Genomic DNA, 26,236 nt, shown 5'->3' with positions numbered 1-26,236 from the left:
ACACAACGTGTTGTGTTAGAAAACACCATAGAAACCAGCGGTTTTTTGCAGAAAACAGTGGAAAACTCGCGTCAGAGGAAGGCGGTTTCGTCAAAGGAACGCAGTTTTCGGCTGTGAAGGCGTTCCAAAGGCATGGATCTGAGCTGTTCCATTGCCCTTATGCCAATCTGCAAATGGCGCGCAACCTGTGTCTGATAGAAATCAGAGGCCATACCTGGCAGCTTCAGCTCGCCATGCAGCGGTTTATCAGACACACAGAGCAGGGTGCCGTAGGGAACCCGGAAGCGATAGCCATTGGCGGCGATGGTGGCGCTCTCCATATCCAGGGCGATGGCGCGCGATTGGCTGAGCCGCTGCACCGGGCCGGACTGGTCGCGCAGCTCCCAATTGCGGTTGTCGATGGTGGCGACGGTGCCGGTCCGCATGATGCGCTTGAGGTCATAGCCCTCATACTCGGTTACCTCGGCAACCGCCTGCTCCAGTGCAATTTGGATTTCCGCCAGCGCCGGGATCGGGGTCCAGACCGGCAGGTCATCATCCAGCACGTGGTCTTCGCGTAAGTAAGCATGGGCGAGGACAAAATCCCCCAGCGCCTGGGTATTGCGCAGGCCCGCGCAATGGCCGACCATCATCCAGGCATGCGGCCGCAGGACCGCGATATGATCGGTGGCGGTTTTGGCATTGGAGGGCCCGACGCCGATATTGACCAGGGTGATGCCTTTGCCGTCGGCGCGTTTCAAATGATAGGTCGGCATCTGCGGCAGTTTGGCGATCGCGGGGATCTCGGCCTCTGCATCGGTGATCTGGTGATTGCCGGTGCTGACAAAGCTGGTGTAGCCGGAGTTCGGATCGGCCAGCTGCGCGCGGGCATAGGCCTCAAACTCGGCGACGTAGAACTGGTAGTTGGTGAACAACACATGGTTCTGGAAATGCTCGGCATCCGTGGCGGTATAATGCGACAGCCGCGCCAGTGAATAATCAATGCGCTGGGCAGTGAACAGCGACAGCGGGCCGATGCCATCCTCAGATTTGTAGGTGCCATTGACGATATCGTCATTGGTGGTCGACAGGTCCGGTACATCAAAAACATCGCGCAGGGTGAATCCGGCAGCGCCCTCTTGCGGCACGGTCAGATCCGGGCGCGAGGCGACGGCAAAATGCACCGGGATTGGCGTGTCTGATGCGGCAATGGTGACGGGCTGGCCGTGGTTCTTGATCAATAGCGCGATCTGCTGGGTCAAGTAATTGCGGAACAGATCCGGTCGCGTCACCGTGGTGGCATAGGTGCCCGGTGCCGAGACATGGCCAAAGCTGAGACGGCTGTCCACCTGGGCAAAGCTGGAGGTGGTAAAGCGGATCTCTGGGTAAAAGGCGCGAATGCGCTGATCCCCTTGGGTGCCTGCGGCCATGCTGCGCATGAACTCTTCACAGAGAAAGGTTGTGGCCTGTTCATAGAGCTGTTCCAGCCGGGCTACGGCGGCGGCAGCATCGGTAAAGCTCTCGGGGGCGGGGATGCCGGGGTGTTTGATATCTGTTGCTGGGGCTGTTGGTGTCATGTCAGGGGCTCGATCACCGGAATCATCTCAAATGTGCGCACGTCCACCAGGCCAAGGTCCGAGATCCTGAGTTCAGGGATCACCACCAGGGCCAACAGGGAGTGCTGCATATAGGCATTATTGAGCGCGCAGCCGCAGGCCTCCATCGCCTCGCCCAGTTTCTGCGCCTTGGCGGCCACCTCGGTGGCGGGGCTGTCGGACATCAACCCGGCAATGGGCAGCTCCACCAGTGCCAGCTCTTTGCCATCGCGGAAGATGGTGACACCGCCACCGACTTCGGCCAGGCGGTTGGCAGCCAGCGCCATTTGATCCCGGTCGGTGCCGACCACGATCATGTGGTGGCTGTCATGAGCCACGGTCGAGGCCATGGCCATTTTGCCCTGATAGCCAAAGCCCGACACAAAGGCATTGGTGACGCCGCCGGTGGCGCGATGGCGTTCGACCAGAGCGATCTGGCAGGTCGCGCCCACACCTTCGACCAACCCGTCACGCACCGGCAGTTCCGCCTTCAGCGCCTTGGTCGGGGCCTGGTTTTCCACCATGCCGATGACATTGGCGGTGATGGCATTGGCGCCTTCAGGGGCCTTCAGTTCAAAATCTGCGGCGCTGAGTTCATGACCCAAATGGACGGTGCCACGGGCGCTTTCGGGCCAGTCAAGATGTGGGCAATCGACTGTAATAGAGCCTGATTCAGCGACGACTTTCCCACGCGCCACGACCAGCTCAATCGGCAGTTCTGTCAGGTCCGACGTCAGGATCACATCGGCGCGCCGCCCCGGAGTGATCGAGCCAAGCTCGCGCTCCAGGCCAAAATGAGTGGCGGTGTTGATGGTGGCCATCTGGATGGCGATCAAAGGGTCGCAGCCGCACTCAATGGCATGGCGCACCACTCGGTTCATGTGGCCGTCATTGACCAGGGTTCCGGAATGGCAATCATCGGTACAGAGAATGAAGTTGCGTGGGTCCAGGCCCTTTTCGGTAATGGCAGTGATCTGCGCCTCGACGTCATACCAGGCCGAGCCGAGCCGAACCATGGCACGCATACCCTGACGCATCCGGGCAATGGCGTCGGCCTCGCAGGTGCCCTCGTGATCATCTGCCGGACCGCCGGCCACATAGGCAGCAAAATCGGGCCCCAGATCAGGGGAGGCATAGTGCCCGCCGACGGTTTTACCAGCCCGCTGGGTGGCGGCGATTTCGGCCAGCATCTTGGGGTCGGCATTGGCAACGCCGGGGAAATTCATCATCTCTCCAAGGCCGATGATACCGGGCCATTGCATCGCTTCGGCCACATCCTCGGCGCTGATTTCATAACCTGTGGTCTCCAGCCCCGGCGCTGAGGGCGCACAGGACGGCATCTGGGTGAAGATATTGACCGGCTGCAACAGGGCCTCGTCATGCATCAACCGCACGCCCTCTAGCCCCAGAACATTGGCGATCTCATGCGGGTCGGTGAACATTGTGGTGGTGCCATGGGGGATCACGGCGCGGGCAAATTCGGCCGGCGTCAGCATGCCGCTCTCAATATGCATATGGGCATCACACAGACCCGGCATCATGTAGCGGCCATTAGCCTCGATCACCTGGGTGTCGGGGCCGGTGCAATAGCTGGCGTCGGGTCCAACATAGGCGATGCGGCCGCTTTTGATGGCGATGTCGTGACCGTCCAGCACCTCGCGGGTGTGAACATTTACCCATTTACCCTGACGTATCACCGTATCGGCGGGCGCACGCCCTGCTGCTACATTGATCAACTCTGGGGCGGTGTCGGGCCAACTGGGGAATGCGTTCTCTGTCATGTGCCAATTGTTCTGATTGCGCAGCAGAGCGCAAGCCCTGCACTTTGCTGTTCCAGCTAAAAGACCTATTGATATGGCAAGAGGATGACAGCCACCACAGAGCTGTGCGCAATACTGCCTGCTTCGGGACTGTTAGATCAGCTCCGGAGCAGATCCGCAGGCCAGTCTTTGCCGCCACCGTGCTCCAATGCCATCTCGCGGCGTAGCCAATCGGCAAAGGCACGTGCGCCAGGGGAGTGTTCCGCCGGGGCTGAGAGCAGCAGATAATAGGCTTCGGGCACGGGCACCCGGTGGTCAAAGGGCGCCATCAGTTTCCCCTGCCGGATCAGGTCGCCCGCCATGATGTCATGCGCCATGCCAACACCGGCGCCGGCCACCACAGCGGGCAGGCAGGCCATATAGGTGGTGGTATAGGTCACCGGCGGGTTGGGCCAGGGCAGGCCCTGATCCTCGGCCCAGGCAGGGAAATTGGCCATCAGATTGGCGCAGTCAAACAGCCGGTGCTGGTGCAGGGTGTCCAAGCTGACCTCATAGCCAGGGGCGCAGACCGGATAATAATGATCCCGGCGCAATAGCTCGCCACGCACCGTATCCGCCAGGCCGAGCGAAAAGCGGATCTCTACATCGGCGCCTTCCGCCATGTCACGCGGTTCCCAGATCTCGGTTGAGATATTCAGCAGAACATCCGGGTGCGCGTCATAGAAACGGCCCAGCCGAGGCGACAGCCATTGCACCGCAAAAGAGATATTGGACTGCACCTGCACCACATTTGTCTGGGGCCCGGATATGGCGCGGGTGCCATTGGTCAGGGTGCGAAAAGCCTCGCGCACCACCGGCAGATAGGTGGTGCCGGTCGGGGTCAGCTCCAAGGCGCGCGGGCGGCGGTGGAATAGGGTTTTGCCGAGATGCGATTCCAACCCTTTGATCTGCTGGCTTACAGCGCTTTGCGTCATATTGAGGTCGCGCGCAGCGCCCGTAAAAGAGAGATGCCGGGCAGCGGCCTCAAAGGTGCGCAGCCAGCCAAGGGGCGGGAGTGAGTTTTTCATACTCATAAGTTTGGCATAAGTTGAACTAATGGCAAGGCGGTAAATTTTTCGTTGGTCAAAGAGGGCTTTGCGGCTCAGGTTCTGAGAAACCCAAATATGCCAAGCGGCATCACCCAAGGAGCCCAAAGATGAGCGTTACAGAACTGCGTGCCAATATCGACCACTGGCAGGAGCGTGTGGATATGGCCGCAAGCTTTCGCTGGGTCGAGCGGCTCAACATGCACGAAGGGGTGGCCAATCACTTTAGCCTGGCGGTGAATGCGGATGGCACGCAGTTTTTGATGAATGCCAATCAGATGCATTTTGCCCGCATCACCGCGTCAAACCTGTTGTTTCTGGATGCCAATGATCCCGACACCATGACGAAACCCGGCGCGCCCGATCCCACCGCCTGGGGTCTGCATGGATCCATCCATCGGCTCTGTCCGCAGGCGCGTTGCGTGATGCATGTGCATTCGATCCACGCCACGGTTCTGGCCTCTTTGGCCGACAGCACCCTGCCGCCGATTGATCAGAACACTGCGACCTTTTTCAATCGCTATGTGATTGATGATGGCTATGGCGGTCTGGCCTTTGAAGATGAGGGCGCGCGTTGTGCGGCGATGCTGACCGACCCCAAGAAAAAGGTGATGATCATGGGAAACCACGGAGTGTTGGTGATTGGTTCTGACCCGGCGGATACTCTGAATCGTCTCTACTATTTTGAGCGCGCAGCCGAGACCTATATTCGAGCGCTTCAGACGGGGCAGCCTTTGCGCATTCTGTCGCATGAAATCGCTGAGAAGACTGCGCAGGAGCTGGAGGATTATCCCTCTCAGGCCGAGGCGCATCTGCGAGAGATCAAGCTGATCCTCGACAGTGAAGGTTCAACCTACACCAGCTAGGCACAGACCACGGTAAAACAGGCTCTAAACTAGGCATTGCCTCTCTCCCGCGTGACTTTCGCGGGGCCAGATAGGCTGTGCCTAAGGCCAGGAACAGTCCAGCACGAGGATTTTCAGACCATGCCAGACAACAAAGACAGCACAGAACAGATGCAGGATATGGGCCGCGACTGGAACTATCATCCTGATCTGCCGCTGACCAACCCGTCGATCTTTCAGTGGCCGCCCAACCCGGCCTTTTTGCTGCGCTGGCTGATGCGCAATTGGCTCACGCTGAGCGAGCGGGTTTTGATGCTGGTGCTCGCCATCGTGCTGTGGTGGCTGTTCTACCCGTCCCTGGAGGTGACACAGAGTTTTGCGCTGGGCTGGATACTACAGATCTGGCTGGTGAATTTTGTGATGATTTTTGGCGTGGCCGGAGGGTTGCATTGGTATTTCTACATGCGGCGCGGCCAGGGCAAAAAGCTGAAATTCGAGCGCCGCGAGCAGGGCCGCAACAACAAGCTGTGGGATTTCAGCGATCAGGTGAAAGACAATATGTTCTGGAGCCTCGGCTCGGGTGTGTTGCAGCTCACTGGGTTTCAGGTGGTGACCATGTGGTTGATGGCCAATGGCTATACGCCGATGATCACTTTTGCTGACAGCCCGGTCTGGTTTGTCGCCTTTCTGGTGATCCTGCCGATGTGGTCGGCCTTTCATTTCTACTGGGTGCATCGGCTACTGCATCAGCCGTTTCTGTACAAACGCGTGCACTCGCTGCACCACCGTAACGTCAATATCGGTCCCTGGTCGGGGTTTTCCATGCATCCGGTGGAGCATTTCATCTATCTGACCACGCTTTGCATTCACTGGGTGGTCGCGAGCCACCCGATCCACCTCTACTTTCACATCGTCTTCCAGGGGCCGGGCGCCGCAATGACCCACACGGGATACGAGGATCTGCTGATCAAGGACAAACGCTGGCTGGCGCTGGGCACTTTCTATCACCAGCTGCACCACCGCTATTACGAGTGTAACTATGGCAATCAGGAAATGCCCTGGGACCGTTGGTTTGGCACTTTCCACGATGGCAGCGCCCAGGCCACCGCTGAAACCCGCGCACGCAAGAAGCGGATGTTTGGCTAGATTACGCGAAGCGTCTGCCCGGGCGGGAGCGGAACGCGCCCGCCGTGGGGCGGGCAGGCGCGTGTCCGCCGCTGACGCGACAGACCTTTGCTATTTTGCCCGCAAGATCAATGCCATGATACAAACTGAGCCGAGTTTGAAGGTTGCGGCGGCAAGCCTACTGGTTGTTGCTCCGCATCTGGCGTGGGGTGGCGCCAAACTCCTGCCGATAGGCGCGGGTCATGGCGCTGGGGTCTTCGTATCCTGCGCGCAGGGCGACCTCGGCGACGGTCAAATCCGTCTCTAACACCAGCTTTCTGGCCTGTATCAGCCGGAGCCGCCGATAGATCGCCTGCGGTGTTGCCCCCAGCTGAGCCCTCATGCGCTGTTCCAGGTCCTTGCGGTTGCGCCCCACCTGGCGGGCAATTTCACGGATGCTCAGCGGGGCCTCGATATGTTCCTGCATAATCGACAGGGCGCGGGCCACCGATCGGCTGCGCGCCAGAGTCTGGCTGGTGGCTTGAACCGGGGCTTCGGTGACTTCCGGGCTCATGAACAGGGCGGCGACCTCCAGCCGCAGGGCAGGGCCGTGGCTCTGGCCAATCAGATCCATCATCAGATCAAAGGCCGCCAACGCACCAGAGCAAGTGATGCGGTTGCCATCCTGCACATGGCGCAGGCGCTGGGCGTCGACCTGGGGGAAATCCTCGGCAAAGCCGGACAGTTCCTCCCAATGGATGGTGGCCCTGCGCCCGTCCAGCAGTCCGGCGGCCGCCAGCAGCCAGGCGCCGGCGTCAAACCCGGCCAGGGTGGCATAGCGCTCTTCCGCAGCCCGCAACCCGCGCAGCACGGCCTGGCTGCCAAAACGGCGGTAGCGATAGCTGGGCAGCGCGATCAGTATCTCGCCACGACAATCGGCCAGCCTGGCGTCGGGGCTGACTTCCATCCCGGCCGAAGAGGTGGCCGAAGCCCCAGCCAGCGTCACAAAACGCCAGGCATAAAGCGGACGTCCAGCCAGGGTATTGGCGGCACGCATCGGCTCTACCGTATTGGCCAGACAATGACCTGAAAAATCGTCAAACAGCAGCAGATCGACCTGCTGCACTGCGGCGTTATCTTTCTCCCAACTCTGCATGAAATCATCCCAAGCTGCACGAAGAGAACCTAGCGCAGCGCTAGACTGATCGGCAAGTCAAAGAGAAGGATACGCGCGATGCAGTTTGGCATGACAGAAGAACAGGCAATGATCGTCGAGACGACCCGTGCCTTTGTGGAAAAAGAGCTCTACCCCCATGAGCTGGAAATCGAACGCAGCGGCCATCTGGATATGGATGTCATCAAGGATGTTCAGGCCAAGGCAATGGAGGCCGGCCTATATGCCGCAAACATGCCCGAAGAGGTGGGCGGGGCTGGGCTCGATACGCTCAGCTGGCTTATGTACGAAAAGGAACTGGGCCGCGCCAATTATGCGCTGCACTGGACCGGGGTGGCGCGGCCTTCGAACATTTTGCTGGCCGGCACCGAAGAGCAGAAAGAGAAATACCTGTTCCCCTGCATGAAGGGCGAAAAATGGGATTGTCTGGCGATGACAGAGCCAGATGCAGGGTCGGACCTGCGCGGCATGAAGGCCACGGCGCGTCAGGATGGCGATGACTGGATCCTGAACGGCACCAAACATTTCATCAGCCATGCCGACATTGCCGATTTTGCCATCTGTTTTATGGCGACCGGAGTAGAGGATACGCCGCGCGGACCCAAGAAAAAGATCACCGCCTTTTTTGTCGACAAGGGCACGCCCGGTTTTGAGGTGCGGGACGGCTACGGCAATGTCAGCCACCGGGGGTATACCAATGCGGTGCTGGAGTTTGACGACTGCCGACTGCCGTCCTCGGCCATCCTGGGCGAGGTCGACAAGGGCTTTGATGTGGCCAACACCTGGCTGGGTGCAACTCGCCTACAGGTGGCGGCAACCTGTCTGGGCCGGGCGGAGCGGGCGCTCCAGCATTCGGTCGAATATGCCGCCGAGCGTAAACAATTTGGCCAGCAGATCGGCAAATTCCAGGGCGTGTCTTTCAAGCTGGCGGATATGGCGCTGGAGCTCAAGGCGGCGAATCTTTTGACCTGGGAAGCGGGTTGGAAGTTCGATCAGGGCACTGTGACTGAATCTGACATGTCCATGGCCAAACTCAAAGCAACCGAGATGCTGGCCATGGTCGCGGATGAGGCGATCCAGATCCACGGTGGCATGGGTTTGATGGATGAGCTGCCGTTGGAACGCATCTGGCGCGATGCGCGGGTTGAACGCATTTGGGAGGGGACGAGCGAGATCCAACGTCATATCATCAGCCGGGAAATGCTACGCGCGCTTGGAGGCTGATACGCGATGACCACTCCCCAAAAACCCAAGGTGACCATTACTTACTGCATTGGCTGCAACTGGATGTTACGAGCGGCCTGGATGGCGCAGGAACTGCTCAGCACCTTTCAGGATATGCTGGGCAGCGTGACCTTGGTGCCGGGAGAGGTTGGCGGGATCTTTGAGATCTCAGTCGATGATGAACTGATCTGGGAGCGTAAACGCGACGGCGGATTTCCCGATGTGAAAGAGCTGAAAACCCGCGTGCGTGACCAGATCAATCCGCAACAGGATCTCGGTCATCTGGACCGGAACAAAAGTGGTGAATAGACACAGATGAAGTCTCTAAATAGGCTGTTTAGGCCCAGAACCATCGCCGTTGTCGGCGGCGGTGACTGGTGCAAATTGGTGATCGAACAGTGCCAGAAAATGGGGTTCGACGGTGAGATCTGGCCAGTACATCCCAAGGCGGAAGAACTCGCAGGTCTGCAGGCCTACAAAGATGTCGCCAGCCTGCCCGACGCACCGGATGCGACATTTGTCGGCGTCAATCGCTTTGCCACCATCGAGGTGGTGCGGGCTCTGTCCGAACGGGATGCAGGCGGTGCAGTGTGTTTTGCTTCGGGCTTTTTGGAAGCCCAGGCCGAAGATGCCGAAGGCGCGGATCTGCAAGCGCAGCTGCTGGCGGCGGCGGGCGATATGCCCTTTCTGGGGCCAAATTGCTATGGCTTCATCAACTACCTTGATGGGGCCTTGCTCTGGCCGGATCAGCATGGCGGTAAGCGGGTGGAAAAGGGCGTCGCCCTGGTCACCCAAAGCTCAAATATCGCCATCAATCTGACCATGCAGATGCGGGGACTGCCCATCGCCTATGTGGTGGCGGCGGGCAATCAGGCCCAGTCCGGCGTCGCCGAGATTGGCGAAGCCCTGCTGGAGGATAATCGCGTCACGGCACTGGGTCTGCATATCGAAGGCTTTGGCGATCTGCGCGCCTTTGAAGCCCTGGCGGCCAAGGCCCGGGCCTTAGGCAAGCCGATCATCGCGCTCAAGGTTGGCAAATCCGCCGAAGCCCAGGCAGCGACGATTTCCCATACGGCTTCGCTTGCGGGCGGTGACGCAGGGGCCTCAGCCTTGCTCTCACGTCTTGGCATCCCGCGTCTGGATGATCTGCCCTCTTTTCTGGAAGTACTGAAACTCATGCATGTGACGGGGCCCTTGCCCTCCAATCGCATTGCGTCAATCAGCTGTTCCGGAGGCGAGGCCAGCCTGGCGGCGGATACTGGCCACGGCTTGCCGGTGGTCTTTCCACCATTGAACGAGACCCAGCAGGTCAATCTGCGCGCCGCCCTGGGGCCGATGGTGGCTCTGGCCAACCCGCTGGACTATCACACCTATATCTGGCGTGACACAGAGGCGATGACACGGGCCTGGGCGGCGATGATGGATCCCTCCCTGGCGATGACCCTGCTGATTGTCGATTTCCCGCGCTCTGACCGCTGTTCTGCCAGTGATTGGGATTGCGCCATCGCGGCTGCCATTGGCGCACATCAGCAAACGGGTGCCAATGTCGCCATGGTCGCCACCCTGCCGGAACTGATGCCGGAGGAGGTGGCCGAGCGTCTGATGGCGGCGGGTGTGGTGCCCTTTTGTGGACTCAGCGAGGCCCTCACTGCCTGTGCCGCTGCCAGTGAGGCGGGCGGTGAGACGGCTCAAGCGGCTGCGGAACCGCTGTTGCTGCCAACACCCAGCGTGGAGCCAGGCTTGGTCCCCGAAGCAGAGGCAAAACAGCGGCTGTCCGACTATGGTCTGCGGGTGCCCAAATCGATCCGGGCCAAATCACCTGGGGCCGCGCGGGCGGCGGCAGCGGATATCGGCTATCCGGTGGTGCTCAAAGGCGAAGGCGTGGCCCATAAGACCGAAGCCGGGGCGGTTGTGCTCAACCTCCAGTCTGGTGCTGCGGTCAGTGAGTCGGCCAGTCAGATGTCCGCCCAGCGTTTTCTGGTCGAAGAGATGGTCACCGGGGCTGTGGCCGAGTTGTTGATCGGGGTGGTCAAGGACCCGGCCCATGGCTTTGTGCTGACCCTGGCCGCCGGGGGCACCCTGACCGAGATCCTAGGTGACAGCACCTCGCTGTTGATCCCGGCTAGCGAGTCGGCTGTCAATGCGGCTCTGGATCGGCTTAAGGTCGCTAAATTGCTGGTGGGCTATCGTGGCCAGCCCGCTGCGGATCGTGCGGCGATTCTGCGGGCGGTGCAGGCGGTGCAGGACTATGTGCAGGCTGATCCAGTTGGCCTGGAAGAAATTGAAATTAACCCGCTGCTTTGTACGCCTCAGGGGGCGGTGGCTGCGGATGCGCTGATGCGGAGAAAGGATATTTTGCGATGAGCGATGCTGTGACAGATCATGGGCCCGTAAAAACCCGGCGCGAGGGCGCCATTCTGGAGGTCACGCTGGACCGGCCCAAGGCCAATGCCATCGACCTGGCCACCAGCCGGATTATGGGCGAGGTGTTTCGTGATTTTCGCGACGATGCGGAATTGCGGGTGGCGATCCTGACGGGCGGTGGCGACAAGTTCTTTTGCCCGGGCTGGGATCTCAAAGCCGCAGCTGATGGCGATGAGGTTGATGGCGACTACGGTGTGGGCGGCTTTGGCGGCCTGCAAGAAATGCGCGACATGAACAAACCGGTGATTGCTGCTGTGAATGGCATTGCCTGCGGTGGTGGGCTGGAGCTGGCGATTTCGGCCGATATGATCCTGGCGGCAGATCATGCGACATTTGCGCTGCCAGAAATCCGTTCTGGCACCGTGGCTGATGCGGCCTCGATCAAGCTGCCCAAGCGCATTCCCTATCACATTGCCATGGAGCTGTTGCTGACCGGGCGTTGGTTCGACGCTGAGGAGGCCAATCGCTGGGGGCTGGTGAATGAAATCCTGCCCGCCGATCAGCTGATGAATCGCGCCTGGGAGCTCGCGCGCTTGCTCGCCTCAGGTCCGCCGCTGGTCTATGCCGCGATCAAAGAGGTGGTGCGGGACGCCGAGGACAGCAAATTCCAGGATGCGATGAACCATATCACCCAGCGCCAGCTGCGGTCTGTGGATGTGCTCTATTCCAGCGAAGACCAGATGGAGGGGGCGCGTGCCTTTGCCGAGAAACGCGATCCCGTCTGGAAAGGGCGCTAAACAGGCCAGGGCGGGCCTCCCGCCCCTGCCGCAGCAGTCAAAGACTGCCGCTTTAGGGTTGGGCCCGGCAGCGCGCTTGCGCGCGCTGCGCACCGCTTCTTTGGCGGACCTTGAATAGCCTTTGAGGGGACCGATCAGGTCTTGCACCTATGCGCCCTTGTGCCCAAATAGATCCCATGCAGAAAACGCTTCTTTGTCTTGGATATGGGTATACCGCGCGCCATTTGGCGCCGCAGCTTTTGGCGCGCGGCTGGCGGGTTATCGGCACGGCGCGTGAGCCGGTGGATGCACCTGGGGTGGAAATGATCACCTGGCCTGGGGCGCAGATCACCTGGCCGGGCGTCACCCATGTGTTGAACTCGATCGGGCCCAATGCAATGGGCGACCCGGTCCTGGCCGCATTGAGCCGCGAAATCGCCGCCATTGCTCCGAATCTAGAGTGGCTCGGCTATCTGTCGACCACGGCTGTCTATGGTGATCGTGGCGGCGATTGGGTGGATGAGGCAACCCCGATCGCCCCGACCAGTGAACGGGGAAACTGGCGTGCCCTGGCAGAGCGTCAATGGCAAGAGATCCCTGATCTGCCCCTGCATATTTTTCGGTTGGCGGGGATATACGGCCCGGGCCGCGGCCCCTTTGCCAAGCTGATGGCGGGCAAAGCACGGCGCATTGTCAAACCGGAGCAGGTGTTTTCACGGATCCATGTGGAGGATATCGCCCAGGCGCTGTTGGCCTCGATGGATCAGCCCAACCCAGGCGGCATCTATAACCTCTGCGATGATGACCCGGCGCCGCCCCAGGATGTGCTGGGCCATGCGGCCGAGCTGCTGGGCCTGCCCGTGCCCGCCGAAGTACCCTTTGACGAGGCGGGCATGACCCCAATGGCGCGCAGTTTTTATGGCGAGAATAAACGGGTGCGCAACAACCGCATCAAGACCGAGCTAAGGATGGAGTTGCTCTATCCCAGTTATCGCGAGGGGCTGCGGGCAGTTCTGGACGCTGAAGATATGGATAGTTTTGTGCCGCCAGCAGAGCCGACTGGGGTGTAGAATATGGGCATTTTACATCTGATTTTTGTGTTGTTGAACTTCCCAACACTTGGGCGGCTTTATTCAAGGATCAACACGCAGTTTCCAGGAGACGTCGATCAATTGTGGGAGCGGCAGTCAGTTGAACGAAAGATTGATGTATTGTTTGGTTTTGCAGTGTTTGCCAAGCGGGCGATGTTAATGAACTTGGCCGTGATGCAGCCAGAAGAACTGCCTGTCTATCTTCTGGGGGATGATCAGATTGCCAAACTTGTGGGTGCGTTGAACGATCGCCAGTCAGCCAGTGTTTATCGATTTTTCTGTCAGGTCACTGGCTACAACTAGGGTTGATTACTTCGCCGGGACGTTTGAGGCCCTGCTAGCGCCCCGGCCAGCGCATTTGCGCTTCCCCAGGCAGTCTCAGACCTATTGTTTGTGCAGATTAAGCTCGCTTTTCACCGATCTGCGCTACACCCAGTACCTCCAGCACCTTGGCTTCAATCTGGGGGGCGTTCATGGCGGCGGTCTCGTACATATCCTTGGGGCTGGCTTGATCAATGAATGTATCGGGCAGAACCATGGAGCGGAACTTGAAGCCTGCGTCAAAGACGCCCTCATCCGACAGTAGCTGCGCCACATGGGAGCCAAAGCCCCCCACGGCGCCCTCTTCAATCGTGATCAGCGCCTCGTGACCTGCCACCAGATCCAGGATCATCTCGCGGTCCAGAGGTTTGGCAAAACGGGCGTCGGCAATGGTGGGGGTGATACCCTTGGCCGTCAGCGCTTCGGCGGCCTTCTTGACCTCTCCCAGACGGGTGCCGAAGGAAAGGAGCGCCACGCGGCTGCCCTCCTGGATCATGCGGCCCTTGCCGATTTCCAGAAGCTGCGGTTCTTCCGGCATTTCAACGCCTTCCCCCTCGCCACGGGGGTAGCGGAAGGCGATAGGGCCCGCGTCATAGGCGGCGGCGGTATGGACCATATGCACCAGCTCAGCCTCGTCGGCGGCGGCCATGACCACCATGCCGGGCAGGTTGGCCATAAAGCCAATGTCAAAGCTCCCCGCATGGGTGGCGCCATCGGCACCGACCAGGCCGGCGCGGTCGATGGCAAAGCGCACGGGCAGGCGCTGGATGGCGACGTCATGCACCACCTGGTCATAGCCGCGCTGCAGGAAGGTCGAATACATTGCGCAAAACGGCTTCATCCCGCCGGCCGCCAGCGCGGCGGCAAAGGTGACGCCATGCTGTTCGGCGATGCCCACGTCAAAGCAGCGTGAGGGGTAGCGTTCCGCCATCAGGCTGAGGCCGGTGCCATCGGGCATGGCGGCGGTGACGGCGCAGATCTTATCGTCCTTGGCGGCCAGTTTCACCAGTTCATCCCCAAACACACCCGTGTAGGAGGGCGCGTTGGAGGGCGTCTTATGCTGTTTGCCCGTCACCACATCAAATTTGGCGGTGGCATGGCCTTTGTCGCGGGCGGCCTCCGCCGGGGCGTAGCCCTTGCCCTTTTTGGTCAGCACATGGATCAACACCGGGCCGGTGGCGCGGGCTTTGACGGTGCGCAGCACGGGCAAGAGCTGATCCATATCGTGGCCATCAATGGGGCCGAGATATGAGAAGCCAAAAGATTCAAACATTGTGCCGCCCACAGCCATGCCCTTGAGCATGTCCTTGGCGCGTTTGGCGCCCTCGCGGAAGGGTTCCGGCAAGAGCGAGGCGGCGCCCTTGGCCACGGCTTTCAGCTCCTGAAAGGGTTCCTCGGCATAGAGCCGCGACAGATAGGACGATAGCGCACCGACAGGGGGCGCGATGCTCATCTCATTGTCGTTGAGGATCACGATCATACGCTTGTTCAGATGGCCGGCGTTGTTCATCGCCTCAAAGGCCATGCCGGCCGACATCGAGCCATCGCCAATCACCGCGATTGCCTCGCCCAGGCCTTCGGGCACCACGCCGCCCAGATCGCGGGCAACCGAAAAACCCAGGGCCGCCGAGATCGAGGTGGAGCTATGAGCAGCGCCAAAGGGATCATAGGGAGATTCAGAGCGTTTGGTGAAACCCGACAACCCGCCCTTGGTGCGCAGGGTGCGGATACGGTCGCGCCGTTCAGTCAGGATCTTGTGGGGGTAGCTTTGATGCGAGACATCCCAGATCAGCTTATCCCGAGGGGTGTCAAAAATCGCATGCAGGGCCACGGTCAGTTCCACCACGCCCAGACCGGCGCCCAGATGGCCACCGGTGGTGGACACCGCCGAGATGGTCTCTTGCCGCAATTCATGAGCCAGCTGCACCAATTGGCTGTCACTCAGCCCCTTCATATCCGCAGGGCGTGCGATCTGGTCCAAAAGCGGGGTAGAGGGCCGGTCAGACATGGTGTTTCCTTGTGGCGGGCGGGGCAAAATTGGCCCCGGTGTCAGCTGTCTCGCGCAATAACGAAGCGGGCGGCCTGCTTCAAGGTTTCTCCCGCATCCCCGTAGGGGGCGAGGGCGGTGCAGGCCTCGTCGATCAGATCCCGCGCGCGCTGTTTGGCGGGCTCCAACCCCAGGAGCGAGACAAAGGTCGCCTTGCCGGCATCGGCATCTTTGCGCAGGGCCTTGCCGACCTTTTCCGCGTCTCCTTCAATATCCAAGATGTCGTCGGCGATCTGAAAAGCAAGGCCAAGGGCGGTTGCATATTGCCACAGGGCGCGGGAATCTTCGCCGGCAATCACCGGCCCAACGGTCGCGGACCAGTTGATCAGGCAACCGGTTTTGCGGTTCTGAAGGCGGGTGATCTGCTCCAATGTCAGCGGGGTGCTGGCGGTTTCGGCATCGATATCGAGCATCTGCCCCTGCACCATGCCAGAGTGTCCAGCCGCACGGGCCAAAAGCCGGATGAGCTCAAGCGCATTGGGGCCAAATTTGGTGTCGGCCATAAGATCAAAAGCCAGGGTTTGCAGCGCATCGCCCGTCAAAACAGCAGTGGCTTCATCCCATTTCTTATGAACGGTCGGCAAGCCGCGGCGCAGGTCATCGTCATCCATGCAGGGCAGATCGTCATGCACCAGGGAATAGGCGTGGATGCACTCAATAGCCACCGCGGCATCCAGAGCGGCCTCGGCATCAACGCCGTGCAGGCGGGCGCTTTCCAGCACCAGAAACCCGCGCAGCATTTTGCCGCCAAGAACGGCGTGCAGCATCGGTTTGCCAAGGGTGGCGCCCACAGGGATGATGGCATTCAAGCGGGCAGAGATATCGTGCTGCGCCTGTTTCAGCGCCTCGGTGAACGGGACAGCCATGCTGTTAGCCCGCATCCAGAGCCTGGGTTGCAATCGGTGTGCCGCTGGCATCGAGCGTCAGAGAGGCGACCTTTTCTTCGGCACGCTTCAATTCATCCTCGCAGCGCTGTTTCAACTGCGCGCCACGTTCGTAGAGCGCGATCGAGGCATCCAGCGCCACATCGCCGCGTTCCAGCTGGCCAACAACGGTTTCCAGTTCGCGCATGGCCTGTTCAAAGCTCATCTCGTTCACGGGTGTTTCGGTGGTCATGTCGCTGCCTTTATCAATTCTTCCACATGCGCGCGGGTGGCCTGCGCTAGCGCGTTCAGATCATATCCGCCTTCCAAAGTCGAGACGATACGACCCTGGCACAGCTGCACTGCCAGAGCGCACAGCTCAGCCGTGAGCCAGGCAAAATCCTCGGTGCTCCAATTCAGACTGGCCAGCGGGTCATCACGGTGTGCGTCAAAGCCGGCGGAGATGATGATCAGCTCCGGCTTGAAAGCCCGCAGTCGAGGAAAGGCCTGGCCCTCATAGGCTGCGCGCATCTCGGCACCGCCCGATTCGGGGGGCAGGGGCATGTTGAGGATCTGACCATGCACACCGTCCTCATCCGGGCGGCCGGAACCTGGCCAGAGCGGCATCTGCTGGCTGGAGATAAACAGGGCGCGGGGCTCGTCCCACAACAGATCCTGGGTGCCATTGCCGTGATGCACGTCAAAATCCACCACCGCGACGCGCTTCAACCCGTGATGGTCCAGCGCGTGTTTGGCGGCCAGGGCTGCATTGCCAAAGAAGCAAAAGCCCATTGCCGTCTCGGATTCGGCATGATGGCCGGGCGGGCGAATAGCGGCAAAAGCATTTTTCACCTCGCCCCCCAGTACCAAATCCACCGCCCGTACAGCTGCACCTGCCCCGCGAAGGGCCGCATCAAGCGTTCCGGGGGCCATAAAGGTATCACCGTCGATCTGAACCCATCCTTCGCTGGGATGGGCCGAGCGCAGGGCGCGCAGGTGATCCACGGGATGAATGCGCTGGATGTCATCCTCGGCCACCATCGGTGCCGATACCCGCTTTAAATTCATTGGCTCCAGCGCATGCAGGATATGTTCCAGGCGGGCCACCTGCTCTGGGTGGCCTGCGGGGGTCTCGTGGCGCAGGCAATCAGCATGGGTGATCAGAGCGGTGGTCATTTGGCGTGTTCCAGGACTGTGACAAGAAAAAGATCATCTTCAACTTGCTATACCTAAGGTCCAATCGGCAGAGGCCACAAGGTGCAACGCTGAATAATTGCACCCCTGTAAATTGCAGGTTGTCTGATCAGCCCATTTCTTCCTGGCAGGCGATGGCAGCCTCTAGCCCGGCGTAGGATCCCTCTAGGTCGATCGCCATGACCTCACCGTATTCATTGTACAGGGTCATGGTGTATTTCTGCGCCAGATCGAACAGAAAGTCGGGGTTGGAAAAGGCGATATCGGCGCCTGGAACATCATTCAGATAGATGCCAGTTGCCTCCCCTTGATACTCTTGGCTGTCCAGATCAAAGGCGATGGGATAGGTGACGCCTTCCTCGATGCCTTCCCAGGCCTGATTAAAGGCGGTCACATAGCCGTTGCCCTGGTTGCGATCAAAACCGATCCGGACCACAGAGCCATCAGCATAGGCCGCCTGGATAAGGCAGCCGTCCCCCAAGGAGGAATCGATCATCACATCCCAGCCGCCGGCTTCCCCCCAATATTCCAGTTCTTGCGCCGGGAGCGAAAGTGGCAGTAGGCAGGCGATGACGGTCAGTTTGAACAGTTTCATGTATCTCTCCCATGCTGCGTCTCCCTCTCTGTCAGGAGCTCACTGACAGCCTAGCAGATTTCACGTCAAAATCCTCCAACATATCTTTGGTCTTGAGTGAGGGCGGAGGCCGTCGCATTGGAAACAAGGCAGGTGGTCAGTCAGGGGCCAGCATATAGCCCGCACCGCGGACGGTCTGCAGATACTGGGGTTGCTTGGGGTTTGGCTCGATCTTGCGACGCAGCCGGGTGATCTGAACATCTACTGCGCGCTCCTGGGCCTGGCCGCGATCTCGGCCCAGATCCTCGACCAGTTTGGCCCGGCTCACGGGTTCGCCGGGGCAGGCCGAAAAGATCTTCATCAGCTGGCTTTCGGTGCCGGTCAGTCGCACCAGATCATTGCCCTGCCACATCTCGCCGCGTTCAATATCGTAGCGAATTTCACCTAAGTGCAGCACCTTGGGAGCACTGTCCTGTGCCGAAGTGTCCGGCACCCGCCGCAGGATGGCATTGACCCGTAACAGCAGTTCCTTGGGTTCAAAGGGTTTGGGCAGGTAGTCGTCTGCGCCGGCTTCAAAGCCGGTAATACGATCCTCTGTCTCGCCCTTGGCGGTGAGCAGCAGGATTGGGGTCGCCATGGTTTCGCGCAGGGATTTGGTCAGTGATATACCATCTTCGCCTGGCATCATCACATCCATGATGATCAGATCAAAGTCGAGCCCCGCCAGCACCCGACGGGCATGGGCCGCATCGCGGGCGGCAGAGACCAGAAACCCGGCCCGCATCAGGAACTTTTTCAGCAGTCCGCGAATGCGTTCATCGTCGTCCACGATCAGCAGATGTGAGTCAAAAGTGCTCATGATCCGGTTTCCCGCAAATTGATATAGGCCCTGCGCATATCGGCATCCATCATGGCCTCCAATACCTTTTTGAACCCTTGGACTGCTTCGGGGCCGGCATCCTTGTAGGCGGCGCGCATGCGGGCACGCTGGGCATCCGACAGTTTGGTTTCCAGCTGTCGCCCCTCCTCGGTCAGGTGCAGGTGCCGCTCACGCTTGTCAGTCACCCCAACCCGGCTTTCGACCAGGCCGTCGCTGATCAGTGTGCGCAGCACCCGGTTCAGCGATTGTTTGGTAACGCCAAGGATCGTCAGCATATTGTTGACAGTGGTTCCCGGCGCGCGATTGATAAAATGGATGGCACGGTGGTGGGCGCGCCCATAGGACATCTGCGCCAAAATACGGTCCGGATCAGCGGTAAAGCCGCGATAAGCAAAGAACATTGCCTCGATCCCTTGACGCAATTGTTCATCGGTCAAAAATAGCAGGCTTTCGCCACCAAATGCCTGGCTGGATCGCCCCATTGACCGCCCGTGTGAGTCACCCTGTGCCATGGTGCCCTCCTCTTTACTCGCCTCAAGTACCTGGCAGGCAGTTTATGTCAGCTATATTGACATTCCAAGGGTGAAGATGTATCGAATCGCAGCTTTGGCGCAACAATATGTCCGTTCCGGTCATTTGTGGCGCAACTTGTGAAAACTTACTACTTTAAGGAGGCTCCGGCATGGCTGGGTATGATGATCGTGACGGCTTGATCTGGATGGACGGAGAACTGGTGGATTGGCGCGATGCCAAGGTGCATGTCCTGACCCATGCGATGCATTATGCCTCTTCGGTATTTGAAGGTGAGCGCGCTTATAACGGCAAGATCTTCAAAAGCCGCGAACATTCCGAGCGTCTGATCGCCAGTGCCGAGGCGCTAGACATGCCGATGCCCTATTCGGTGGATGAAATCGAGGCCGCCAAGGAAGAGACGCTAAAGGCTTCGGGGCTCAAGGATGCCTATGTGCGTGCCTTGGTCTGGCGCGGCTCAGGTGAAGACATGGGCGTTGCCTCAGCCAAGAACCCGGTGCGCATGGCTGTGGCGGTCTGGGGCTGGGGCGCCTATTATGGCGACGCCAAGATGGAAGGCGCCAAGCTGGATATCGCGGAGTATAGACGGCCCAGCCCGGAAACCATCCCTGTTCATGCCAAAGCCGCCGGGCTCTACATGATCTGCACGATTTCCAAGCATAAGGCAGAGGCCAAGGGCTGCTCGGATGCCTTGTTCATGGATTACCGTGGCTATGTTGCCGAGGCGACGGGTGCCAATATTTTCTTTGTCAAGGACGGCGAAGTCCACACCCCGCTGGCGGATTGCTTCCTCAATGGCATTACCCGCCAGACTGTGATTGCGATGCTCAAGGAGAAGGGCATCACCGTACACGAGCGCCGCATCCTGCCCGAAGAAATGGAAGGGTTTGAGCAGTGCTGGCTGACCGGCACCGCCGCCGAGGTAACGCCCGTGGGCGAAATCGGCCCTTACAAGTTTGAGGTCGGCGAGATGACCCGCGACATTGCCGCCGCCTATGAGGCCCTGGTGCGCAGCTAATCCTTTCTGCTGTTCCCAAATTGAAAAAGCGCGGAAGATCCCTTCCGCGCTTTTGCTCTACCAGCACCTGACGGTGCAGTTGTCGCCCCTGGGCTTTTCATTTGGCTGAAAATATCCCGGAGCGCGAGGCAGAGCCTCGCAAAACCCCGGAGCCAGCGATCCCTTGGCTGTGGTCTTTCATCCCCCCTTGGGATCCGTCAGCGGTTTCGCCTTGCCCCGCTCCAGTCCCAGGCGGCTTTCGCGCCAGATCACCAGAATATTGCCGACGATCACCAGAAAGGCCCCCGAGAGCATCACCAGCGTGGGCAGCTCCGCAAACCAGAAGTAACCAATGACGATTGCAAAGAGCATCGAGACATAGTCATAGGGGGCCAGCATCGAGGCTGGGGCAAAGCGGTAAGAGGAGGTGACCAGGATCTGCGCCACTCCGCCGACGAGCCCGGCGCCAACCAGCAACAGGAGTGTTGTGAAATCGGGCAGGACCCAACCAAAGGGCAGTGTCAGCAGCGATAGCAACGAGGCGGTGACCGAAAAGTAGAAGACAATGGCCGCCGTCTGCTCGGTCATCACCATGCGCCGGATATGGATCTGGACAAAGCCACGCGCCACGGTGGCGCCCAGAATGAGCAAAACGCCGACAAAAGCCGTGCTGGACATATCCAGGCCACTGGAAAGCCGGGGGTAGATCATGATCAGAACCCCAAGCAAACCAATGCCAACGGCGCTGATCCGCACTAGGCGAATTCGCTCTCCCAAGAACAGGGCGGCCAGTATCAGGGTAAAGATCGGTGTCGCATAGCCGATAGCCGTGACCTCTGGCAGCGGCAACATGCCCAGCCCCATAAAGGTCATCGCCATGGCCGAGGTGCCCACCAAACCGCGCAGCACATGGCCCATGGGCCTGCTTGTGCGCAATCCGTTTTTCATCTCCCCGCGCAGGGTGAGCCAGACAACAATGACAGGGATTGCAAAAAAGGAGCGAAAGAACACCGCTTCGCCAGCGGGTACCACATCCGAGACCGCCTTGATCAGTGCGGAAAGTCCGGTGAACAGGCCAATCGCGATCACCTTAAGGGTGATTGCAAGCACGGGTCGATGCGATGTTAAGGATGTGGCCATGGGCGGACCCTGCGCCCCTGCGACAAAAAGATCAATGGGTTGATTTCCCGGCCTCCCCTGGCGCAGATTGCGGAAAACCCCGAGGAGCCCCCATCATGTATGATGATAACCATCTGATTTCGCAGTTGCACGCGGCCAGCAAGGGGCAGGAAACCCGCAACTTTGCATCGTTCCCGGCCCGCGCCAGTGTCACCTATGGCGAGCTCTACGCCGGGGCGGAACGCAATGCGGCAGCGCTAGTGGCTATGGGGGTAAAACCCGGAGACCGGGTAGCGGTGCAGGTGGAAAAGACCATCGAAGCGATCCAGCTTTACTTGGGAACCGTCATGGCGGGCGCTGTCTTTCTGCCATTGAACACAGCCTATACCGCAGCTGAGGTGGCCTATTTCCTCGGCGACGCCACGCCGCGTGTGGTGGTTTGTGATCCCGCGCGCATCGAGGAGGTCGCGGCTATCGCGGGCGCGGCGCGGGTGGTGACGCTGGATGCCAAGGGACTGGGCACGTTGACAGATTCGGTCGTCGGGCGTGGTGGCTTTACGCCGGTGTCACGTGGGCCGGATGATTTGGCCGCCATCCTCTATACTTCGGGCACCACCGGGCGTTCCAAGGGCGCGATGCTGAGCCATGACAACCTGGCGTCCAATTCGCTGACTTTGCGGGACTATTGGCAGTTCACCGAGCGTGATGTGCTGATCCATGCCCTGCCGATCTTTCATACCCATGGGCTGTTTGTGGCGACCAATGTGGCGCTTTTTGCCGGGGCGCGTGTGGTATTCCTGTCCGGCTTTAACGCGGATCAGATTTTACAGGCCATGCCGCAGGCAACCGCGCTTATGGGAGTGCCAACCTTCTATACACGTCTGTTGCAGGACGCGCGGCTGACGCCGGAGCATGCGGCCAATATGCGGCTGTTCATCTCCGGTTCGGCCCCCTTGCTGGTGGACACCCACGAGCAATGGCAGGCGCGCACCGGGCACCGTATTCTGGAACGCTACGGAATGACGGAAACCAACATGAGCACCTCCAACCCCTATGAGGGCGAGCGTCGCGCCGGCACTATTGGCTTTCCACTGCCCGGGGTTGAGGCCCGGATCATGGAGCAGGGCCACGAGGTCGCCCTGGGCGAAACCGGTGTTTTGGAAGTGCGTGGACCAAACGTTTTTCAGGGTTATTGGCAGATGCCGGAAAAAACCGCCGAGGAACTACAGGCGGATGGTTGGTTCATCACCGGTGATCTCGCGCGGCAAGACGCGGATGGCTATATCACCATTGTTGGGCGGCAAAAGGATCTGGTCATCACCGGGGGCTTTAACGTCTACCCCAAGGAGGTCGAGAGCCTGATTGACGATCTGCCGGGTGTTTTGGAAAGCGCAGTGATCGGTGTGCCGCATCCAGATTTTGGTGAGGCGGTGGTGGCCATTGTCGTCCCGTCCGCAGAGCACAGCATCAGCGCAGAGAGGATTGCCGAGGTCCTGTCAGATCAGCTCGCCAAGTTCAAACAGCCCAAAAGGATCGAGCTGGTTGCTGAATTGCCGCGCAACACCATGGGTAAAGTGCAGAAGAAGGCTCTACGCGAGGACTATGGGGATCTGTTTGCTCAAAAGTGACTTATTAGGGTCTAAACTATAGCCAGTCTTACCAGATCAGGTCAGACCCCAGAGCAGGGCGGTCAGGGTGACAAAAGCCAGGCTGGTTGCCGTGAGCATGGCAAGGCTCGCAGCCCCCTCCAACCCCTGGCGTTGGGCCAGAACGGTATAGATGCCAAACATCGGCATCGCGGCCGACAGGATAGCGGCACTGTGCAACTCCGGCGTCAGCGTGATCAGCCCAGAGGCCAGCAGAACAGTCGCACTCAGCGCAACCAGGGCCGGATGCAGCAACAGTTTCGAGGCGCTGATCTGTGCCGCAAGCGAACGGTTGCCATGCAAGGGCAAGCCCACCAGCGACCCGCCAATCACCAACAACGATATCGCTCCGGCTGAAACCGCGAGCATGTCGACAAACCGCATCATTGGACCGGGCAGCGGCACGCCGATGAGCGAGACCAGCATTCCGAGGGCCAAAGCGATCAGCATTGGCATCTTGGCCAGGCCCAGCAGAATGCGTCCCAGGCGCGGCAGAATTGGGTGCCCGGGGCTGCCGCTTGCAAGCTCAACCAACAACAGGCACAGCGGGATCAGGATCAGATTTTCGACCAAGAGGTTCAGCGCCAGAATGACGCCAGCCAGATCCGGGAAAGCCAAGAGCATGATTGGATAGCCGATAAAGCCGTTGTTCGGGCAGGTCGATCCCATCACGCCCAAAGCACGCCTTTGTGGATCGACCCCGCGCAGGGTGAACAGCAGATAGGCCAGCGCCACGGTTGCGAGCCCGCCCAGCGCATAGACAGAGACATAGCCGGGCTGAAAGACTTGGGCCGGACTGCGCGAGGCGACCGCCGAAAAGATCAGCGCCGGCAGGGCAATGTTGAGCACATAGCGGCCAAAGACACGCATCTCCTCCGCACTGAACCAGCCTTTCCAGACCACCAGATAGCCAAGTGCCAGAGCGGCATAGATGGGAAAGGTGATGGCGAGGATTGCGATCATCTCAGCAATTCGGCCCAGTGGTCTGGAAGCTCGGTATCCATTTCCTTGGCCAGTTGCCGCAGATAGGCGAGCATCAGACGCGCGCGTTTGCGGGCGATCTTGCGGCCCTTATCCGTGGCCATGTCACCGGGGAGTTTCAACAGCTTGAGATGCCAGTGGTCAATCGACCAGGTCTGATCATCCAAGGGCCGGTTGGCCGCAAAAGGATCATCTGCATCACACAGAGGACGATCAATGGTGCCCGCAACCATAAAGGTGCGCGCAATGCCCACAGCCCCCAGCGCATCCAGTCGGTCGGCATCGCGCAGGATCAGAGCCTCTAGGCTGTTTGCGGGCAAACCGGCAGAGAAACTATGGGCCTCGATCACGTGCTGGGAAGCGGCGATTTCGGTCGCCGAGTAGCCCAAACCCTCAAGGATAGGCTCTGATTTCTCCGCCGAGAGCCGTGAAGCGGCCTCTCGCTCTGGATGGTCCTTCGGCAGATTGACCAGATCGTGCAGATAGGCGCCGGCGATCAACACTCGGAGGTCGACGCGCCCCGGCTCATCCCTGTTTTCCTCCAGGGCGATCCGATGGGCATTGGCCCAGACGCGGTCCAGATGCGCAATATCATGGGCTGGGTCCTGCGCCATTTGGACTTCGGCAATACGGCGCAGTTTGACCTGAAGCGGTTTCAAGCTCATTCGCCGATATGGCCCTGGTTGCTGCCAACCTGCCCACGATGCAGCAGCAGGTGGTCCAGGAGGACGCAGGCCATCATCGCCTCGGCCACCGGTACGGCACGGATGCCAACGCAAGGGTCATGGCGCCCCTTGGTGATCACCTCGGCAGCAGTGCCATCCTTGCGGATCGATTGGCGTGGGGTCAGGATCGAGGAGGTCGGCTTGACCGCAAAGCGTACAACCACGTCCTGACCTGTCGAGATCCCCCCAAGGATGCCGCCGGCATGGTTGGAGGAATAGACCGGTTGGCCGTCATTGCCCATGAAGATCTCATCAGCATTCTGAGATCCCTTGAGGCGGGCGGCATTCATGCCTTCGCCGATTTCCACGGCCTTCACGGCGTTGATGGACATCATCGCCGCCGCCAGATCGGTGTCGAGTTTGTTATAAACGGGGGCGCCAATGCCGGCTGGGACGCCGCGCGCGACCACCTCGACCACGGCGCCAACGGAATCATGCGCCTTGCGTAGACCCTGGAGGTAATCCTCCCAATCCTGAACCGCACCGGCGTCGGGGATCCAGAAATCATTCTGGCCGATGGCCTCCCAGTCAAAGCGGGAGCGGTCGATTTCCATCTCGCCCATCTGGGTCATATAGCCGGTAATCTGCAGATCTGGCGCCAGGGCCTTGATCGCTTCACGTGCAACACCACCGGCAGCGACACGGGCCGCGGTTTCCCGGGCGGAGGAACGTCCGCCGCCGCGATAATCGCGATTGCCGTATTTCTGGAAATAGGTGATGTCGGCATGGCCGGGGCGGAAGGTCTGCGCAATATCGCCGTAATCCTTAGAACGCTGATCGGTGTTTTCGATCATCAGCTGGATCGGCGTGCCGGTGCTTTTGCCGTCAAAAACCCCAGAGAGGATTTTAACGGCATCTGGCTCATTGCGCTGGGTGGTGTTTTTGTTCTGGCCAGGGCGGCGCCGATCAAGCCACTGTTGCAGCATGGCGGGCTCCAGCGGAACATTGGGTGGGCAGCCGTCCACGGTTGCCCCCAGCGCCGGTCCGTGGCTTTCGCCCCAGGTGGTGACGCGGAAAAGATGGCCAAAGCTGTTCATCGACATGGGGCGGGATCTCCTTTGCGAGACGTGCTTAGCGAGGCGCGGCCCGTGGCTCAAGGGGTATTGCAGTTCGTTTGCCCCAGTGTGCGATAGGGGGAGAGGGAAGAGGGGGCGCTGCCCCCGCCGCTTTGGCGGCTCCCCCGGGATATTTTGGGCCAAATGAAACCGGCAGCTTTGGCGAGGGCTGGGCTTGCCTTTGCGGTCGTCGCGGCCTAGGAGATTAAATACCTCGGGGTGCCAAGGAGATCTTTGGCTGAGAGCAGACCCGTAGAACCTGAACCGGCTAGAACCGGCGGAGGGAAGGTTTCGGAGTTCCTCCAC

25 protein-coding genes and 1 riboswitch are annotated in these 26,236 nt (G+C 60.0%); of the genes, 10 read left to right on the top strand and 15 right to left on the bottom strand.

What is annotated here, in order from left to right; genetic code table 11:
• Positions 1 to 71 precede the first annotated feature (71 nt).
• The 3 genes from AN476_RS12195 to AN476_RS12185 all read right to left on the bottom strand — a co-directional run bounded on the left by AN476_RS12195 (position 72) and on the right by AN476_RS12185 (position 4,401).
• Positions 72 to 1,556, bottom strand: coding sequence for an AMP nucleosidase (locus AN476_RS12195; RefSeq protein WP_054461858.1), 1,485 nt, complete (start codon positions 1,554 to 1,556; stop codon positions 72 to 74).
• Complete coding sequence (gene ade / locus AN476_RS12190) at positions 1,553 to 3,355, bottom strand: adenine deaminase (protein ID WP_054461857.1); 1,803 nt, start codon at positions 3,353 to 3,355, stop codon at positions 1,553 to 1,555. Before ade ends, AN476_RS12195 begins: the two co-directional genes overlap by 4 nt.
• A gap of 137 nt (positions 3,356 to 3,492) precedes the next feature.
• Complete coding sequence (locus AN476_RS12185) at positions 3,493 to 4,401, bottom strand: LysR substrate-binding domain-containing protein (protein ID WP_054461884.1); 909 nt, start codon at positions 4,399 to 4,401, stop codon at positions 3,493 to 3,495.
• A gap of 128 nt (positions 4,402 to 4,529) precedes the next feature.
• On the opposite strand from AN476_RS12185, the gene AN476_RS12180 reads away from it, so the two are divergent.
• Together AN476_RS12180 and AN476_RS12175 are read left to right on the top strand one after the other, a co-directional pair.
• Positions 4,530 to 5,285, top strand: a complete 756-nt coding sequence (locus AN476_RS12180; RefSeq protein WP_054461856.1) for a class II aldolase and adducin N-terminal domain-containing protein — start codon at positions 4,530 to 4,532, stop codon at positions 5,283 to 5,285.
• 120 nt (positions 5,286 to 5,405) lie between these two features.
• Positions 5,406 to 6,410, top strand: coding sequence for a sterol desaturase family protein (locus tag AN476_RS12175; protein ID WP_054461855.1), 1,005 nt, complete (start codon positions 5,406 to 5,408; stop codon positions 6,408 to 6,410).
• Positions 6,411 to 6,567: 157 nt separating this feature from the next.
• Here AN476_RS12175 and AN476_RS12170 read toward each other — a convergent pair whose 3' ends face one another.
• A complete protein-coding gene (locus AN476_RS12170) occupies positions 6,568 to 7,524 on the bottom strand; it encodes a GlxA family transcriptional regulator (RefSeq protein WP_054461854.1) in 957 nt (318 codons plus the stop codon).
• A 78-nt stretch (positions 7,525 to 7,602) separates the two neighbouring features.
• On the opposite strand from AN476_RS12170, the gene AN476_RS12165 reads away from it, so the two are divergent.
• The 6 genes from AN476_RS12165 to AN476_RS12140 all read left to right on the top strand — a co-directional run bounded on the left by AN476_RS12165 (position 7,603) and on the right by AN476_RS12140 (position 13,300).
• Positions 7,603 to 8,766 (top strand): acyl-CoA dehydrogenase family protein, encoded by a 1,164-nt coding sequence (locus tag AN476_RS12165; protein ID WP_054461853.1) that lies wholly within the window; start codon positions 7,603 to 7,605, stop codon positions 8,764 to 8,766.
• A 6-nt stretch (positions 8,767 to 8,772) separates the two neighbouring features.
• Positions 8,773 to 9,075 carry a SelT/SelW/SelH family protein gene (locus AN476_RS12160; protein WP_054461852.1) on the top strand — a complete coding sequence of 101 codons (303 nt, stop codon included), beginning with the start codon at positions 8,773 to 8,775 and terminating at the stop codon, positions 9,073 to 9,075.
• A gap of 6 nt (positions 9,076 to 9,081) precedes the next feature.
• Complete coding sequence (locus AN476_RS12155) at positions 9,082 to 11,130, top strand: acetate--CoA ligase family protein (protein ID WP_054461851.1); 2,049 nt, start codon at positions 9,082 to 9,084, stop codon at positions 11,128 to 11,130.
• The gene (locus AN476_RS12150) at positions 11,127 to 11,927 is read left to right on the top strand and encodes a carnitinyl-CoA dehydratase (RefSeq protein ID WP_172684825.1); all 801 of its coding nucleotides are present in this window, start codon (positions 11,127 to 11,129) and stop codon (positions 11,925 to 11,927) included. The genes AN476_RS12155 and AN476_RS12150 overlap by 4 nt, the downstream gene beginning before the upstream one ends.
• A gap of 176 nt (positions 11,928 to 12,103) precedes the next feature.
• Positions 12,104 to 12,976: an SDR family oxidoreductase gene (locus tag AN476_RS12145; RefSeq protein WP_054461850.1), complete on the top strand. Its 873-nt coding sequence runs from the start codon at positions 12,104 to 12,106 to the stop codon at positions 12,974 to 12,976.
• 3 nt (positions 12,977 to 12,979) lie between these two features.
• A complete protein-coding gene (locus tag AN476_RS12140) occupies positions 12,980 to 13,300 on the top strand; it encodes a hypothetical protein (RefSeq protein WP_054461849.1) in 321 nt (106 codons plus the stop codon).
• 97 nt (positions 13,301 to 13,397) lie between these two features.
• Here the strand turns inward: AN476_RS12140 and dxs are convergent, their stop codons facing one another.
• From dxs to AN476_RS12105, 7 genes are all read right to left on the bottom strand, one after another.
• Positions 13,398 to 15,326, bottom strand: a complete 1,929-nt coding sequence (gene dxs / locus AN476_RS12135) for a 1-deoxy-D-xylulose-5-phosphate synthase (protein WP_054461848.1) — start codon at positions 15,324 to 15,326, stop codon at positions 13,398 to 13,400.
• A gap of 41 nt (positions 15,327 to 15,367) precedes the next feature.
• Positions 15,368 to 16,231 carry a polyprenyl synthetase family protein gene (locus tag AN476_RS12130; protein ID WP_054461882.1) on the bottom strand — a complete coding sequence of 288 codons (864 nt, stop codon included), beginning with the start codon at positions 16,229 to 16,231 and terminating at the stop codon, positions 15,368 to 15,370.
• A 4-nt stretch (positions 16,232 to 16,235) separates the two neighbouring features.
• Positions 16,236 to 16,481: an exodeoxyribonuclease VII small subunit gene (locus AN476_RS12125; RefSeq protein ID WP_054461847.1), complete on the bottom strand. Its 246-nt coding sequence runs from the start codon at positions 16,479 to 16,481 to the stop codon at positions 16,236 to 16,238.
• Entirely contained in the window at positions 16,478 to 17,404 is a 927-nt protein-coding gene (locus AN476_RS12120; protein WP_054461846.1) for a histone deacetylase family protein, read from the bottom strand. The genes AN476_RS12125 and AN476_RS12120 overlap by 4 nt, the downstream gene beginning before the upstream one ends.
• A 127-nt stretch (positions 17,405 to 17,531) precedes the next feature.
• Entirely contained in the window at positions 17,532 to 18,017 is a 486-nt protein-coding gene (locus tag AN476_RS12115) for a hypothetical protein (RefSeq protein ID WP_054461845.1), read from the bottom strand.
• A 136-nt stretch (positions 18,018 to 18,153) separates the two neighbouring features.
• The gene (locus AN476_RS12110; RefSeq protein ID WP_054461844.1) at positions 18,154 to 18,855 is read right to left on the bottom strand and encodes a response regulator; all 702 of its coding nucleotides are present in this window, start codon (positions 18,853 to 18,855) and stop codon (positions 18,154 to 18,156) included.
• Positions 18,852 to 19,388, bottom strand: a complete 537-nt coding sequence (locus AN476_RS12105) for a MarR family winged helix-turn-helix transcriptional regulator (protein WP_054461843.1) — start codon at positions 19,386 to 19,388, stop codon at positions 18,852 to 18,854. The genes AN476_RS12110 and AN476_RS12105 overlap by 4 nt, the downstream gene beginning before the upstream one ends.
• A 170-nt stretch (positions 19,389 to 19,558) precedes the next feature.
• Here AN476_RS12105 and AN476_RS12100 point away from each other — a divergent pair, with 170 nt between their 5' ends.
• Positions 19,559 to 20,425, top strand: coding sequence for a branched-chain amino acid aminotransferase (locus AN476_RS12100; RefSeq protein WP_054461842.1), 867 nt, complete (start codon positions 19,559 to 19,561; stop codon positions 20,423 to 20,425).
• A 177-nt stretch (positions 20,426 to 20,602) separates the two neighbouring features.
• Here the strand turns inward: AN476_RS12100 and AN476_RS12095 are convergent, their stop codons facing one another.
• Positions 20,603 to 21,544, bottom strand: coding sequence for a DMT family transporter (locus tag AN476_RS12095; protein ID WP_054461841.1), 942 nt, complete (start codon positions 21,542 to 21,544; stop codon positions 20,603 to 20,605).
• A 95-nt stretch (positions 21,545 to 21,639) separates the two neighbouring features.
• Between AN476_RS12095 and AN476_RS12090 the strand changes: the two genes are divergently transcribed.
• Complete coding sequence (locus tag AN476_RS12090) at positions 21,640 to 23,151, top strand: malonyl-CoA synthase (protein ID WP_054461840.1); 1,512 nt, start codon at positions 21,640 to 21,642, stop codon at positions 23,149 to 23,151.
• Positions 23,152 to 23,187: 36 nt separating this feature from the next.
• Here AN476_RS12090 and AN476_RS12085 read toward each other — a convergent pair whose 3' ends face one another.
• Genes AN476_RS12085 through aroC form a run of 3 tightly spaced genes read right to left on the bottom strand, consistent with a single transcriptional unit; the run spans position 23,188 to position 25,918 of the window.
• Positions 23,188 to 24,132, bottom strand: a complete 945-nt coding sequence (locus AN476_RS12085; protein WP_054461839.1) for an AEC family transporter — start codon at positions 24,130 to 24,132, stop codon at positions 23,188 to 23,190.
• Complete coding sequence (locus tag AN476_RS12080) at positions 24,129 to 24,815, bottom strand: HD domain-containing protein (protein ID WP_054461838.1); 687 nt, start codon at positions 24,813 to 24,815, stop codon at positions 24,129 to 24,131. Before AN476_RS12080 ends, AN476_RS12085 begins: the two co-directional genes overlap by 4 nt.
• The gene (gene aroC, locus AN476_RS12075; protein WP_054461837.1) at positions 24,812 to 25,918 is read right to left on the bottom strand and encodes a chorismate synthase; all 1,107 of its coding nucleotides are present in this window, start codon (positions 25,916 to 25,918) and stop codon (positions 24,812 to 24,814) included. The genes AN476_RS12080 and aroC overlap by 4 nt, the downstream gene beginning before the upstream one ends.
• Before the next feature lie 217 nt (positions 25,919 to 26,135).
• A riboswitch (TPP riboswitch) is annotated at positions 26,136 to 26,233 on the top strand.
• Positions 26,234 to 26,236: the final 3 nt, after the last annotated feature.

This window comes from Phaeobacter sp. 11ANDIMAR09 (genome assembly GCF_001294455.1).
GTDB lineage: Bacteria > Pseudomonadota > Alphaproteobacteria > Rhodobacterales > Rhodobacteraceae > Pseudophaeobacter.
This window is presented reverse-complemented; position numbering and strand designations above follow the sequence as displayed.